The sequence below is a fragment of the Nocardioides pocheonensis genome (assembly GCF_003725535.1).
Taxonomy (GTDB): domain Bacteria; phylum Actinomycetota; class Actinomycetes; order Propionibacteriales; family Nocardioidaceae; genus Marmoricola; species Marmoricola pocheonensis.
In genome coordinates this window covers 441,912-456,319 of record NZ_RJSF01000044.1, presented here as the reverse complement: position 1 = coordinate 456,319, position 14,408 = coordinate 441,912, and the positions used below count along the sequence as shown (strand labels likewise).

Here is a 14,408-nt window from a genome sequence, read left to right as displayed (position 1 = left end):
GGGTCAGGCGAGCTCGCGGCAGGCGCGGTAGAGGTCGGTCCACTCGGGGCGGTCCTTGACGACCGTCTCGAGGTACTCCTGCCACACGATCCGGTCCTGGACCGGGTCCTTCACCACCGCGCCGGTGATGCTGGCGGCCACGTCGTCGGCCCGCACGACACCGTCGCCGAAGTGCGCCGCCAGCGCGGACCCGTTCGTCATCACCGAGATCGCCTCGGCCGTCGAGAGCGTCGCCGACGGCGACTTGACGGTCGTCCTCTGGTCGAGCGTCACGCCGGAGCGCAGCTCGCGGAAGATCTGCACGACGCGTGCGATCTCCGACATCGACTCGAGGTCGGCGGGCAGCTGCAGCGACCTGCCGATCGCGGCCACCCGCGTGCGCACGATCTCCACCTCCTGCTCCAGGCTGTCGGGCAGCGGCAGCACCAGCGTGTTGAACCGCCGCTTCAGCGCGGAGGACAGGTCGTTGACGCCCTTGTCCCGGTTGTTCGCGGTCGCGATCACGTTGAACCCCGCCAGCGCCTGGACCTCGAGGTCGAGCTCGGGCACCGGCAGCGACTTCTCCGAGAGGATCGAGATCAGCGCGTCCTGCACGTCGGCGGGGATGCGGGTGAGCTCCTCGATCCGGACCAGGCTGCCGCTCTCCATGGCACGCATGACCGGGCTCTCCACGAGCGCCGCCCGCGACGGGCCCTCGGCCAGGAGGCGCGCGTAGTTCCAGCCGTAGCGCAGCGACTCCTCGGCCGTGCCGGCGGTGCCCTGCACGACCAGGGTCGAGCTGCCGCTGACCGCCGCCGCGAGGTGCTCGCTGACCCACGTCTTCGCGGTCCCCGGTACGCCGAGCAGCAGCAGCGCGCGGTCGGTGGCCAGCGAGGCGACCGCGATCTCGATCAGCCGCCGCGGGCCGACGTACTTGGCGCTGATCTCGGTGCCGTCGACCAGCCGTCCCCCGAGGAGGTACGTCGTGACGGCCCATGGCGAGAGCCGCCACCGCGGCGGACGGGGCCGGTCGTCCACGTCCGCGAGTGCCGCGAGCTCCGCCGCGTACTGGTCCTCGGCGTGGGCGCGCAGGACACCGTCGCCCCCGGCCTGCGGGTCGGGGATCGAGGGATCGGTCATCGGAAGGCCTCCGTGATGGTCGGGACGAGGGAGAGGTACTGGACGAGGTGCTGGAGCGGGGTGAGCCGGCCGCCCTCCGAGGTGGCTGCCAGCCGCTGGACCGCCGGAGCGGCACTGGGGTGCAGGCTCAGCGCGAGCACGGTGACCAGGTCCGCGGTGCCCAGCGCGGAGGGGTCCAGCTTGGCCAGCCGCTTCACCACGCGCGCGCTGGCCTCCGCACTCCAGGGTGGCGGCAGCAGGCGCAGCGTCGCGGCGTACTCGTGCAGGGTCGTGACCTGCTCCAGCCGGTCGAGGACGCGGCGGGCCACGTCGTCCGGCGGCAGCAGCCCCACCAGGGCGGCGTCCCAGCCGACGTCGAGCAGGGCGCGTGCCCAGTCGGCGTCCCTCCGGACGAGGACCGCCCAGCGGAGTCCGCGAAGCGCGTCGCGGTCCTCCAGCGACCGCACGACGCCCACTGGGTCGACGCCGGTCACCTCGGTCCACGTCTCCAGGGGCGCGCCGGCCGCGATCCGCTCCATCCACAGGCCACGCTGCGACCGACCCTTCGGCGCCTTCCCGAGCCCGTCCCGCACCGCCGCGGCGTCCGGCTCCCGCGGGAGCTCGAGGTGGACCTTCTTGCGCACGACGCCGGAGGTGGAGAGGAGGCCGCCGAGCAGGCCCGCCAACCGCGCCGCCCGCGCGGACCCCGGCAGCCGGTCCAGCAGTCCGTAGGCGACCTCCCGCACGCCGGCCGCCCGGTCGTCCAGCGCACGCTCGAGCAGCGGCTCGTCGTCGAGGGAGAGGCCGGTCTCGAGGGTCCCGAGCAGGTCGGCCCGGGCCGCCGCCGGATCGGTCGTCCAGGAGGAGTCCAGGAGGTCGCGCGCCTGCGCCGGGTCGGTGCGCCGCAGGCTGCGGAGCAGGGAGGAACGCACCTCGGTCGACGAGGAGGCCCAGTCGGCCGTGTCGCCTGCGCGCGCGTCGGGAACGACCGCGTGCACCCAGCTCCACGCCGGGTTGCGTGAGCAGAGCCAGGAGCCGCGGTTGTCGAGGACGGGCACCACCGACTCGCGGAGCTCCGGCGTGGCCGTCGCCGCGGTCAGCAGCGGCACCAGCGACGCATGGTGCACCCGTACGCCGGCCCGGGCGGCCTCGCGCAGCCACACCCCCAGGGCCAGGGGCGTCAGCCGGGGGCCGACCGGGGACTGGGTGAGCAGCAGGTCGAGGAGCTGGCGTGCCGTGGCCGGGGCGAGCGGCAGTCGGTCGGGCTCGGCCGCCGCCTCCCGCTCGGAGTCCGGCACGTGGCGGCCGGTCCGGCCGCCCCGGCGCAGCGCCGTACCGACGGCGAGGGCGTCGAGCAGGCTCACCTCGGAGGACGTCTCGCCGGCGCGCGCCACGACACGGTCGGACAGGGGATCGGGTGGACGCGGCACCTCGCGGCGCCCGGTGCCGACCAGCGCCGCCGAGCCCAGGCCGTTCCACCACGCGTCGACGCCGAGGCCCCCGCTCATCCGACCTCCCCCACCGGGTCGAGGTCGATCGTGAGCGGCCGGAAGCCGCCCTCCTCGATCTCACCGAAGACCGTGGTGGCGCGACCGCCGGTGAGCGCGGCGAGCGTCCACGCGTCCTCGACCGGCAGCAGCGGGATCGCCGTACCTGTCGGGTCGACGACCTCATCGGTCGCGAGGGCCGCCCGGTCGAGGACCGCAGGCACCCGGGGCGTCCAGGGGTTCGCCGCGAGCGCCGAGGCGGAGGAGCCGAGGGCATCGTCGATCGTGGACCCCGCCGGGAGCGGCGCACCGGTGGAGACGACCGCCGGTTCCGTGGCGAACAGGGCGCGTCGGGGCCAGGAGCCGGGATAGCGCGCCACGGTCGCCTCGAGCACCGAGCCGACCAGCCGCGCCGCGGGCAGCGGCCCGTTGCGCGGCGCGAAGTCGAGGAGCAGGACGGTCTCACCACTGTCGACGGCGCGCAGCCAGGTGCGCTGCTGCTGGAGGCGGCCGTCGAGGGAGCGGTGCGCGCCGAGGACCTGCCAGCGACCTTCGACCGCGTCGGCGCCGCGCACGTCGTCGGTCGCGGTCGGCCAGCCCAGGAAGACGCGGAGATCGGCCAGCGTCACCTCGTCGAGGTGCGCCCGCCGCTCCCAGGCCTTCACCGCCGTCCAGCACAGGCCGAGCTGGTCGAGGAGATGGTCGGCCCAGTCGTCGCGCCGGTTGACCTGGCTGCCGAGGTCACGGACCCGGTCGGCCAGGCCGGGCAGCTGCGCGTCGACGAGCCGCGACCCGGCCGCGTCCCACCAGCTCAGCGGCCGGCGCTTCGCCTGGACGGTCCCCGCCCTCACCAGGTCGGTCAGCCACAACGCGAACTCCGCGATGCCGGCGTCCATGAGCCGGATCCGGTCCTCGACCCGGCGGGCCCGAGCCTCGGGGTCGACCGGCTTGTCGGTGCCGGTCGCGCGCTCGCCTGCCCGCTCGGCCGCCCGCTGGGCCCGGGTCTGGGCCCAGGAGCTGGCGAAGTCGGGTCCCTCGGCCGCGTCGGCCACCGCGCCGTCGCCCCGGACCCACAGCAGCAGCAGGCCGATCGCGTGCTTGCACGGGAACTTCCGGCTCGGGCACGAGCACCGGTACGCCGGCCCGGTGAGGTCGATGCTGACCTGGTACGGCGTCCTGCCGGACCCCTGGCAGCGGCCCCACACCAGCGAGTCCGTGCTGCCCACCTCGGACCAGGGCCCCGGCGTCGCGAGCCTGCGTCCGGCCGCCAGCGAGGCAGCGTCAGGCGCGGCCTTCTCGACCGCTTGCAGGCTCCACCGAGTCATGGTCGCCCCATCATCACCCGCGCCGCCGACGGAGCGGGGCCGAAACCGACGAGCCGAGGCGCCCGACCCGGGCCGGTCCGGGGCATCAACGCCCGGCCAGCACCAACAGCAGCTCGAAGCGTGCGTCCGGGTCGTCGAGGTCGTCGCCGAGCAGCGCGCGCAGCCGGCGGATCCGGTAGCTCACCGTCTGCGGGTGGATGAACAGCTCCGCGGCGACGTCGGATCGCGAGCCCCAGTGCAGCAACCAGCTGTGCAGGGTGCGGAGCAGCCGGTCGCGCGCCGCCGGCTGCAGGCCGGCGAAAGGCTCGAGCCGCCGGGCCGCGAGGGCGGTCATCGCCCCCGCATCACCGTGCAGGGCGAGGCCGGCGAGGTGGTCGACGACGAAGAGCACCCCGCCGCGGCCGCCCCGGTCCGCCACGAGCTGCCCGGTCAGCTCCGCGAGCCGGACCGCCTCGGGCACCCGCGCCCACGGCACCGTCGGGCCGACCACGGCACCGCGCCCCCGCAGCGCCTCGGCCAGCTGCTCGCGCCCGGCGCGACGGCCCGCGCGCACCAGCAGCACGGCATCGCGCTCGCGGTCGACCACGACCCCGTCCCCGCCGTACCGGAACCGCGCGTCGCGGGCCTGCTCCAGCGGCAGCAGCACCGCGGCGAGGTCGCCGAGCTCGCGCCAGCCGATGTCGGCGGCTGCCGTGCGCACCGCCGCGTCCCCCGCGTTGCCGCGCAGCAGCAGCTCGCCGAGCAGGCGACGGCGCCGGTCGGTCTCGCCGGCCTGCTCACGCACCTGGAGCGCATAGCCGTCCGTGGTGGCGGCGACGAGCTCGTCGACGTACGCCGTGACCGCGTCGGCGAGGTCGAGCACGTCGCCGGCCTCGGGCGGACCGAGCTCACCGAGTGCGTGCGACGCGGTCCGCAACAGTGCCCGGCTCGCGGTGCGCAGTGCCGCGAGCAGCACGTCGGGGCTGCGCTCCTCGCGCGCCTCCGCGGCCCCGAGCGCGACGAACACCTCGCGCGCCGTGCCGGGCAGCGCCGGCTCGTCGGTGCCGACCAGGTCCAGGAAGCGCTCCACCGCAGCCCGCACGGCCTCGTGGACGTCGCGCTCGAACTTCGGGTTGTCGATCGCGGCGAAGTCGGGCACCAGCTCGCTGACGTTGCGGGCGACCGCGTCGACGGTCGGCTCCAGGCGCGTGCCGAGCGCGGTGGCCAGCCCCCGGGGCAGGCGGGCCCACGGGTGCACCGGGACCGCAGGTGAGGCCATGGAGTCATGTTGTCACGCGGTGACAGATTCGGTCCGAATTCTTCGCGATCCGGTGACGGAGACGCGCCCACCTCACCGGAGGGACGATGGAGTTGCCGTCGTACCGAGTCACCCAGGAGCCACCGATGGAGCACCACCGTTCCCGCCAGCACGTCGTCGACATGTGCCACACCATGCTCGAGCGCGGCTACCTCAAGGCCACCGAGGGCAACGTCTCCGTGCGCATCCCCGGCCACCGCCTGTACGCCGTCACGCCGAGCAACTACGACTACGACCAGATGCGCGTCGAGGACATCTGCATCGTCGACTTCGACGGCAAGCACGTGCCCGACCCGGGCGGCACCGGCCTCGCGCCGTCGATCGAGTGCGGCATGCACGCGAACATCTACCGCGAGCGCCCCGACGTGAACGCGATCGTGCACACGCACCAGCCCTTCGCGTCGGCGCTGGCCTACCTGCGCAAGGAGATCCCGCCGCTCAGCGACGAGCAGGTGCGGTTCCTCGGCAAGAAGGTCGCGATCATCGACTACGCCCCCTCGGGCACCGGCTTCCTGGCCAAGAACGTGCAGAAGAAGGTGACCAGCGGCGACAACGCCTTCATCATCGCCAACCACGGCATCGTCGCCGTCGGCACCGACCCCGACCGCGCCGTCTTCAACATGGCGCTGCTGGAGAAGGTCTCGATCGCCTACCTGATGGCGCTCACCACCGAGTCCGGCAAGGTCTACACGATCCCCGCGCCGATCCGCGAGGTCGCGTTCAGCAAGCTGCGCAAGGACGAGAAGCGGATCGCCGCGCAGATCCTCGAGTCGGTGCCGCCCGTCCGCGTCGCCGCGCTGGAGGAGCTCCCCAGCGCGGACGCCGTGGCCGCCGAGGTCGCCGCCGCCGGACACCCGGAGCCGGAGACGCAGGTCGTCACGACCCCGGGCAGCGAGGCCGCGCGCCTCGGCTACGCGATCAGCGAGTATCCCGACGTCGAGGACACCATGCGGCGGCTCAAGGCCCTGGTCGCCCAGCCGGTGCGCGAGCTGCGCCACGAGGCGCTGCTCGGCGTGCTCGACTACTTCGACACCAAGTGCGCCTCCAGCAAGGAGATCACCGACCGGGCGAAGGCCCGCATCCCCGGCGGCGTCCAGCACAACCTCGCCTTCAACTTCCCCTTCCCGCTGGCGATCGAGAAGGCCGAGGGCGCCCACCTCGTCGACCGCGACGGCAACACCTACATCGACTTCCTCCAGGCCGGCGGACCCACGATCCTCGGCAGCAACTACGGGCCGGTCAACGAGCGCGTCGCCGACGTGATCCGCGAGTCGGGCCCGGTGACCGGGCTGTTCCACGAGTACGAGCTCAAGCTGGCCGAGAGCATCCACCGGTACATGCCGCACATCGAGATGTACCGCTCGCTCGGGTCGGGCACCGAGGGCGTGATGGCGGCGGTTCGCGGCGCGCGCGCCTTCACCGGCAACAAGATGGTGATCAAGCTCGGCGGCGCCTACCACGGGTGGTCGGACTCCCTGGTCTACGGCCTGCGGGTGCCGGGCACGTTCCGGATGAACGCCAAGGGCATCCCGTTCGCCACCACCAGCCACACGCGCGAGTCGTTCCCGCACGACCTCGGGCAGCTCAAGCGCAAGCTCGTCGAGAACCGCGCCCTGGGCGGCACGGCGGCCGTCGTGGTCGAGCCGCTCGGCCCCGAGTCGGGCACCCGGCCGGCGCCGTACGACTTCAACGCGAAGGTGCGCGAGCTGTGCGACGAGTTCGGCGCGCTGCTGATCTTCGACGAGGTGGTCACCGGCTTCCGGGTCGGCATGGGCGGTGCCGCGGGGTACTTCGGCGTCACCCCCGACCTGACCGTGCTGGGCAAGGCGGTCTCCGGCGGCTACCCGATGGCCGGCGGCGTCGGCGGCCGCGAGGAGATCATGGCGACGTTCGGGTCCGGCCTCGACGGCAAGTCCGGGGCGCACATCCAGGTCGGCGGCACGCTGTCCGCGAACCCGCTCTCCAGCGCGGCCGGCTACTTCGCGATCGAGGAGATGGCCCGCACCAACGCGCCGGTGATCGCCGGTCGCGCCGGTGACCGGCTCACCCGCGGCCTGCAGCGCCTGATCGACCGGTACGGCCTGCCGTTCGTCGCCTACAACCAGGGCTCGATCGTCCACCTCGAGTGCAGCGGGGTGATGCTCCTCGACATGCACAACCCGCTGAAGCTGCTCAAGGAGAACAAGCCCCGCAAGAAGCAGATGGAGCACATGGGCGCCGCGTACGCCGCGCACGGCATCATCACGCTGGCCGGCTCGCGGATGTACACCTCGATGGCCGACACCGACGAGGTCATCGACGACGCCCTCGACCGCTTCGACCAGGTCTTCGCCCTGGTCGAGGGGGTCTGAGGGTGCCGCGCCGGAGCCGGTGGCTGCTGCTGGCCTCCTTCGGCTTGTTGGTCTCGGCCACCCAGGTGCTGTGGCTGTCGTTCGCGCCGATCACCCCGGAGGCGCATCGCGCGCTCGGCGTCTCGGAGGGGGCGATCGGCGACCTCGCGGTGATCAACCCGCTGATGTACGTGCTGCTCGCGCTCCCCGCGGGTCGCTGGATGGACCGCCGGTTCGGTGCCGCGCTCGGTGCGGGAGCGCTGCTCACCGCGAGCGGTGCGCTGCTGCGCGTCGTGCACCCCTCGTCGTACGGCTGGGTCTTCGCCGGCCAGCTGGTGCTCTCGGCCGGTCAGCCGCTCGTGCTCAACGCCAGCACCAAGGTCGCGGCCCGCTACTTCCCGCCGGGTGAGCGGACCACGGCGATCTCGGTGGCGAGCGCCGCGCAGTTCGTCGGCATCCTCGCCGCCGCACTCACGGGCACGCTGCTCTGGGACGCCGGCGGCCTGCGGCTCGTGCTCGTCGTGCACGCCGTGCTCGCCACGGCCGCAGCCGCCGGCGTGCTGGCCGCGCTGCGGCTCCCGGCCGGCTACCGGACCGAGGTCACCGGCCACGCACCGCTCGGCTGGCTCAAGCACGACCCGCTGCTGTGGCGCCTCGGCGGCCTGCTGTTCGTCGGGGTCGGCGTCTTCAACGCGGTCGCGACCTGGCTCGACTCGATCCTCGGCGACCTCGGGCATCCGGGCGCCGCCGGAGGCCTGATCGCCGTGATGACCGCCGCGGGCATCCTCGGCGCGGCGGTGCTGCCGGGCGTCGCGGCCCGGCGCAACCGGCGGCGCGAGGTCCTCCTGACCACCACCCTCGCCACGCTGGTCGCGTTCCTCGCCATCGCCGTGGTCCACGACGTGCTCTTCGCCGGCGTGGTGCTGGCGGTCGAGGGCTTCGTGCTCCTCGCCGGCCTTCCCGTGGCGCTGGACTGGTCCGAGCTCGAGTCCGGACCCGAGCGCGCCGGTACGGCGACCGGCTTCCTGCTCCTGGCCGGCAACCTCGGCGGTGTCGTGCTCGTGCTCGTCGTCCAGGCCGTGATCGGCAATCCGTACCTCGCGCTGGTGGCGATCTCGGCACTGGCCGTCCCCGGCATCGTGCTCGCGCTCCGCCTGCCCCGCCACGCCCGGTCGCACCTGGAGGACGACCGTGTCCGCGCCGAGGAGCTTCCGGCATGAGCGGGTCCGCGCCCGTCCTGGTCACCGGGGGGACCGGCTTCGTCGCCAGCCACCTGGTCGACGCGCTGCTCGACGAGGGCCACACCGTCCGCGCGAGCGTCCGCGACCTCACCCGCACCGACAAGGTCGGGCCGCTGCGCCGGCTCGCGGACGGCAAGCCGGGCACGCTGGAGCTGTTCGGGGCCGACCTGCTGCACCCGGGCGCCTTCGACGAGGCGATGGCCGGGTGTCGCGCGGTCTTCCACGTCGCCTCGCCGTTCCTCCTCCCGGAGCAGATCAAGGATCCCCGGCGCGACGTGCTGAACCCTGCGCTGCTCGGCACGCGCAACATCGTGCGCAGCATCGAGCGGACGCCGGAGGTGGAGCGGCTGGTGCTCACCTCGACCGTCGGGGCGATCTTCGGCGACTACGCCGACGTGCGCGAGATGGCCGGCCAGACCCTCACCGAGGAGTACTTCAACATCACCAGCACGTTGGAGAACAACCCCTACCACTACGCCAAGACCGTCGCCGAGCTCGAGGCGTGGAGCGCCGCCAACGCGCAGGACCGCTGGACCTTGGTCACGATCAATCCGGGCCTCGTCCTGGGTCCGGTGCTGGTCCCGGGATCGGAGTCGGGCAGCCTGTTCCTCATGAACGAGCTGCTGAGCGGCTACTTCTTCTACGGCGCGCCCAACTTCAGCTTCACCTTCGTCGACGTCCGCGACGTGGCGACCGCGCACGTCCGGGCCGCGGAGCGGTCTGCCGCTTCCGGCCGCTACATCCTCGCCCGGCCCGAGATGGTCTCGATGGTGGCGATGTCGCGCATCGTGCGCGACCGGCACCCGGCGCGGCTGGGCCTGCCCCGCCACCAGGTGCCCGACCTCGCGGTGCGCGTGCTCGGCCCGAGGTTCGGCCTCACCCAGGACTACATCCGCAAGCACCTGGGCATCCGGTTCGCCGTCGACAACCGGCGCAGCGTCGAGGAGCTGGGCATCGACTACCGACCGGTCGAGGAGACCGTGCTCGCCCACGACGACGCCTGGCGCGGCCGGCGCCGGGCCCGGAGGCTCGTCGATGCCCACGGCTGAGCCGACGCGCCACGTCCTCGGTGTCGACCTCGGCACGGGTGGCCCGAAGGTGCTGCTCGCCACCGCCGACGGCGAGGTGCTCGCCCACGAGACCGAGAAGGTCGAGCTGATCCTGCTGCCCGGCGGCGGCGCCGAGCAGGACCCGGACGCGTGGTGGCGCGCGATCGTCGCCGCCACCCGCCGGTTGCTGGCGCGCGACCTGGTCGCACCGCACGACGTCGCGGCGATCTGCATGAGCAGCCAGTGGGGCGGCGTCGTCGCCGTGGACGCGCGCGGCCGACACCTGCACAACGCCTTGACCTGGATGGACGCCCGCGGTGCGGACTACGCGCGGGCGCTGACCTCCGGCGGGGTGACCGTGCCCGGTGCGGGCTACAACGCCCGGGCGCTGCGGGAATGGCTGAGCAAGACCGGCGGCGCCCCGTCCCGCAGCGGAAAGGACCCGGTGGGCCAGACCCAGTGGCTGCGCCACGACCGTCCCGACGTGTACGCCGCCGCGGCCCACCTGCTCGACGTACCGGAGTACCTCACGATGCGGCTCACCGGTCGCGCCGTGGCCGGCTTCGACACCGCGACGCTGCGCTGGTGCAGCGACAACCGCGACCCCTCCGCGGTCCGGTGGGACCGAGCCCTCGCGCGCCGGTGCCGCCTCGACGTGGACAAGCTGCCCGAGCTGGTGCCGCCGGCCAGCGTGGTCGGCACGCTGCTCCCCGAGGTCGCGGAGGAGCTGGGCCTCTCGACCGACGTCCAGGTCGTCGCCGGCACCGGCGACACGACCGCCGCGGCCGTCGGGGCAGGTGCCGTCGAGGACTACGCCGGACACCTCTACATCGGGACGTCGGCGTGGCTCAGCGCCCACGTGCCCTTCAAGCGCACCGACGTGCTGCGCAACGTCGCCTCGCTGCCGGCCGTCGTGCCGGACCGGTACTGGATCGCCACCGTGCAGGACGTCGCCGGCAAGGCGATCGACTGGCTGATCGAGCGGGTCGTCTACCCCGACGACGGCATGCTCGACGCCCGGCCCGCCCCCGAGGACGCCCTCGAGCGCCTCAACGCCCTCGCGGTCAGCTCACCGCCGGGCAGCAACGGCGTCGTGTTCGCCCCCTGGCTCAACGGCGAGCGCACCCCCGTCGACGACCCCTACGTCCGCGGTGGCTGGTTCAACGTCTCGCTGTCCACCACGCGCGCCGACCTGGCTCGCAGCGTCTTCGAGGGCATCGCGCTGAACGCGCGCTGGATGCGGGACGCGGTCGAGCGCTTCCTGCGCAAGGAGATGCCGGACGGCTTCACCGCGCTCACGTTCATCGGCGGCGGTGCCCGGTCCGCGCTGTGGTGCCAGACGCTCGCCGACGTGCTCGGCTGCACGATCCGGCAGGCGGAGGAGCCCGTGCTCGCCAACGCCCGCGGTGCCGCGCTGATCGCGGCGATCGGCATCGGCGCCCTCGCCTGGGAGGACGTCCCGGCGCGGGTGCACATCGCGGAGTCCTACCACCCGGATCCCGAGCGACAGGCGGTCTACGACCGGCAGTACCGCACCTTCACCGAGCTCTACAAGAAGAACCGGCGGATCTACGCGCGGCACAACAGATAGGCGATCCATGGTGTCGAGGAAGAAGGTCGTCTGGATCACCGGCGCCTCGTCGGGAATCGGTGAAGGACTCGCGAAGGAGTACTCGCGACGGGGGGCGTTCGTCGTGCTCAGTGCACGCCGTGAGCACGAGCTCGAGCGCGTGCGGACGGAGCTCGCGGATCCGGACTCAGCGCTGTGCGTCCCCTACGACGTCACTGATTTCGACGGAGCAGACACGGTCACGGCTCGGGTGCTGGCCGCCGTCGGGCACGTGGACGTCCTGGTCAACAACGCCGGCATCGACTACAAGGACCGGGTCGCCCAGACCCCGTTGTCCATCTACCGGCGCGTGACGGACATCAACTACCACGGCAACATCGTGCTGACCCTGGCCCTGCTCCCCTCGTTGACCGACGGCGACCAGGTGGTGGTCGTCAGCAGCGTCAACGGGTTGCTGAGCGACCAGTGCAGCTCGGCGTACTCCGCGGCGAAGCGCGCTCTGCACGGCTTCTACGACGCGCTCCGCGCCGAGCAACCCGGACTGCGGGTCTCGGTGGTCGTACCCGGTTATGTCCGTACGCCGATCACGGTGAACAGCATCAACGGGAGCGGTCGGACGTTCGGCGACCTGTCCGAAGCGAGCCTGAAGGGCATGCCCGTCGAGGCCTTCGCCTCCCGCACGGTCAGGGCGCTCGACCGCGGACGGTCCCTCGTCGTGATCGCCAGCGCGCGGGAGCGGATCGCCATCTGGCTGCACAGCGTGTGCCCTCGCGGGTTCTACAGGATCGCCGCAGCCACCGCCCCCGAGTACGAGAACCTCAATCGCTAGCCTCCGCCGCCCGGCCCTCACACGTGAGCGGGCAGGTGGTGGTTGGCCCGGCACACCCACTTGATCACCTTGTGGCCCGGGTCCGAGGTCGGCTCGAACATCAACGGGCAACCGCCGTCGATCACGGTCATGCCGTGCTCGCGGCCGTACGCCGTCGCCTCGTCCGACACGCTCCCGCCACCGAACGAGCGGTGCATCCAGACGTCCTTGACGCCGAGCTCGTCGCACTCCTGGACGGTGGCCAGCGCGCGCTCGGGCCGGGTGCCGATCACCACCGCCTCGACCCCGCCGGGGATCGCGTGCAGGTCGGGGTAGCACCGGTCGCCCTCGATGGTCTCGGCGTTCGGGTTGACGGCGTACACGTCGTACCCACGCTCCTTGAGGCGCTGGTAGACCACGTTGCTGCCGTGGCTGCCGGCGTTGCGCGACACCCCGGTCACCGCCACCCGCTTGTGGGACAGGAACTCGGCGGCTGCGGTCTTCACGGACTCCATGACGAACCCTCCTCCTGGCCGGCGCGGTCCCGTCCGGAACCGGTGGTCCCGGCCACTCCCATGCTGCGCACGAGCACGCCGCGGGCACCACGGGCGAAGGTCCCGCCGCAGGCGCCCGGAGCCGCCGGTGATCCTCCCGGGCGGTCACGTCGAGACGAAAGAACGATGCCGCCCGTTGCATGTTTGTGAATAATCGGACAGGTGACCCCCACGGAGTACGGCGCTGCCCACCGTCGCCTCCTGCAGACCCATGCAGGTGACCTGTACCAGAAGATCGTGCTCGAGGGGGCCATCAGCGGGGACGACCCCCGCATCGTCGAGGACGCGCCGGAGCACGAGGCGTTCGCCTTCCTCGTCGACCTCGGCCTCCTCGCCTTCGACCCCGCGACCGACTCCTACCTGCCGGTGGACCCGGCCACGGTGCAGTCCCGCGTGGTCTCCCCGATGGGCCAGCGCGCCGCCGAGCTGCTCGCCGAGTCGACCGACTGGGCCAACACCTTCGCCGAGCTGGGTCTGGTCTACCGGCGCACCTCCCGGTCCGAGCAGCCGATCGTGGAGCTGCGCGGCCTGCCGAACATCAACCGGTTCCTCACCGCGGCCGTCGGCGACGCCGAGTTCGAGCTGCTCACCGCGCAGCCCGACGGCGCCCGCCCCGCCGACGTGCTCGCCGAGGCGATCGAGCGCGACAAGCGGGCGCTCCAGCGCGGCCTCCGGATGCGCACCCTCTACCAGCACTCGGCCCGGCGCAGCGTCGCCACCCGGCAGTACGTCGAGGAGGTGATCAAGCACGGTGCCGAGGTCCGCACGCTCGACGAGTTCTTCAACCGGTTGATCGTCGTCGACCGGCGGCTCGCCATCGTGCCCGGCGTCGAGGGCTACCAGGTGGCGCTGGCGATCCACGACGCCGGCCTGGTCGCCTACCTGGTCGACATCTTCGAGCGCTACTGGGAGCGTGCCCGCGGCTTCACCGACCGCGAGCTCAACACCGAGCGCGAGGTCGCCGACGACGTGCACAACATGACGGTGCGGATGCTGGTCGAGGGCCACAGCGACAACGCCAGCGCCAAGCGGATGGGCGTGAGCACCCGCACCTACGCCGGCTACGTCGCCTCGCTCAAGGCGGAGTACGGCGTCGAGACCCGCTTCCAGCTCGGCTACGCGATCGGCCGGCAGGAGGAGCGGGAGCGTCACGAGCAGCGGGCGGCCGCCGCGTCCGAGCCGGACTGAGTCGGGGGTCGTCCCGGCTCCTCGATCACTGCCGCTGGTCAGGTCAGGAACGGGTCCCGGACATGACAAGGGCGGAGAGTGGGGGTCTCTCCGCCCTTGGTCACGAGACGGGCCGGGGGGTTGGCATCGACGGACTGTCTGGGGGGGACGTGCGTCCTCGTCTCGCGTCTGTGGTTGTGTGTCGGTCAGCCGCCCCATCCCGTGTCGAGCATGACCACCTTGTGGTTGCTGCTCGTGTCGGTGGCCGCACTCGCGGGTGCAGCGGCGGCGCTGGCGAACACGCCTGTCGCCAGGAGGGCGCCCGCCGCAAGGCGGGCAAGGCGCTGGAACTTGCTCATCGGAGGTCTTCCTTCTGCTTGCGACCACGCAGGGGATGCGGCCGGTGACTCAAGTTTCGCCCAGCCCGCAGGAACCCACTACGAAGATCGCGCCTCATGAACGTGCACTGCACCTTCCTGCAA

General features: G+C 72.7%; 12 protein-coding genes. 6 read left to right on the top strand and 6 right to left on the bottom strand.

Features of this window, described 5'->3' with window-relative positions:
* Positions 1-3: 3 nt before the first annotated feature.
* The 4 genes from EFL26_RS19385 to EFL26_RS19370 form a co-directional block, all read right to left on the bottom strand.
* On the bottom strand, positions 4-1,119 hold the full coding sequence (locus EFL26_RS19385) for an AAA family ATPase (protein WP_123224512.1): 1,116 nt from the start codon (positions 1,117-1,119) through the stop codon (positions 4-6).
* Positions 1,116-2,606, bottom strand: a complete 1,491-nt coding sequence (locus tag EFL26_RS19380; protein ID WP_123224511.1) for a DUF5691 domain-containing protein — start codon at positions 2,604-2,606, stop codon at positions 1,116-1,118. The genes EFL26_RS19385 and EFL26_RS19380 overlap by 4 nt, the downstream gene beginning before the upstream one ends.
* A complete protein-coding gene (locus tag EFL26_RS19375) occupies positions 2,603-3,910 on the bottom strand; it encodes an SWIM zinc finger family protein (RefSeq protein ID WP_123224510.1) in 1,308 nt (435 codons plus the stop codon). Before EFL26_RS19375 ends, EFL26_RS19380 begins: the two co-directional genes overlap by 4 nt.
* Before the next feature lie 85 nt (positions 3,911-3,995).
* Positions 3,996-5,168: a PucR-like N-terminal domain-containing protein gene (locus tag EFL26_RS19370; RefSeq protein WP_123224509.1), complete on the bottom strand. Its 1,173-nt coding sequence runs from the start codon at positions 5,166-5,168 to the stop codon at positions 3,996-3,998.
* Between the two features lie 125 nt (positions 5,169-5,293).
* On the opposite strand from EFL26_RS19370, the gene EFL26_RS19365 reads away from it, so the two are divergent.
* From EFL26_RS19365 to EFL26_RS19345, 5 genes are read left to right on the top strand one after another with little or no spacing between them, the layout of a single operon-like run.
* On the top strand, positions 5,294-7,558 hold the full coding sequence (locus EFL26_RS19365; RefSeq protein ID WP_123224508.1) for an aminotransferase class III-fold pyridoxal phosphate-dependent enzyme: 2,265 nt from the start codon (positions 5,294-5,296) through the stop codon (positions 7,556-7,558).
* 2 nt (positions 7,559-7,560) lie between these two features.
* The gene (locus EFL26_RS19360) at positions 7,561-8,757 is read left to right on the top strand and encodes an MFS transporter (protein WP_183408267.1); all 1,197 of its coding nucleotides are present in this window, start codon (positions 7,561-7,563) and stop codon (positions 8,755-8,757) included.
* Entirely contained in the window at positions 8,754-9,827 is a 1,074-nt protein-coding gene (locus EFL26_RS19355; protein ID WP_123224506.1) for an NAD-dependent epimerase/dehydratase family protein, read from the top strand. Before EFL26_RS19360 ends, EFL26_RS19355 begins: the two co-directional genes overlap by 4 nt.
* Positions 9,814-11,418, top strand: coding sequence for a xylulokinase (locus tag EFL26_RS19350; protein ID WP_123224505.1), 1,605 nt, complete (start codon positions 9,814-9,816; stop codon positions 11,416-11,418). Before EFL26_RS19355 ends, EFL26_RS19350 begins: the two co-directional genes overlap by 14 nt.
* Before the next feature lie 7 nt (positions 11,419-11,425).
* Positions 11,426-12,226: an SDR family NAD(P)-dependent oxidoreductase gene (locus EFL26_RS19345; protein ID WP_123224504.1), complete on the top strand. Its 801-nt coding sequence runs from the start codon at positions 11,426-11,428 to the stop codon at positions 12,224-12,226.
* Positions 12,227-12,243: 17 nt separating this feature from the next.
* On the opposite strand, the gene EFL26_RS19340 is transcribed toward EFL26_RS19345, so the two are convergent.
* The gene (locus EFL26_RS19340; RefSeq protein WP_123224503.1) at positions 12,244-12,720 is read right to left on the bottom strand and encodes a CoA-binding protein; all 477 of its coding nucleotides are present in this window, start codon (positions 12,718-12,720) and stop codon (positions 12,244-12,246) included.
* Between the two features lie 201 nt (positions 12,721-12,921).
* Between EFL26_RS19340 and EFL26_RS19335 the strand changes: the two genes are divergently transcribed.
* Entirely contained in the window at positions 12,922-13,947 is a 1,026-nt protein-coding gene (locus EFL26_RS19335) for a phospholipase D-like domain-containing protein (RefSeq protein ID WP_246000280.1), read from the top strand.
* A gap of 185 nt (positions 13,948-14,132) precedes the next feature.
* On the opposite strand, the gene EFL26_RS24360 is transcribed toward EFL26_RS19335, so the two are convergent.
* Positions 14,133-14,285 carry a hypothetical protein gene (locus EFL26_RS24360; protein WP_183408266.1) on the bottom strand — a complete coding sequence of 51 codons (153 nt, stop codon included), beginning with the start codon at positions 14,283-14,285 and terminating at the stop codon, positions 14,133-14,135.
* Between the last annotated feature and the right edge of the window lie 123 nt (positions 14,286-14,408).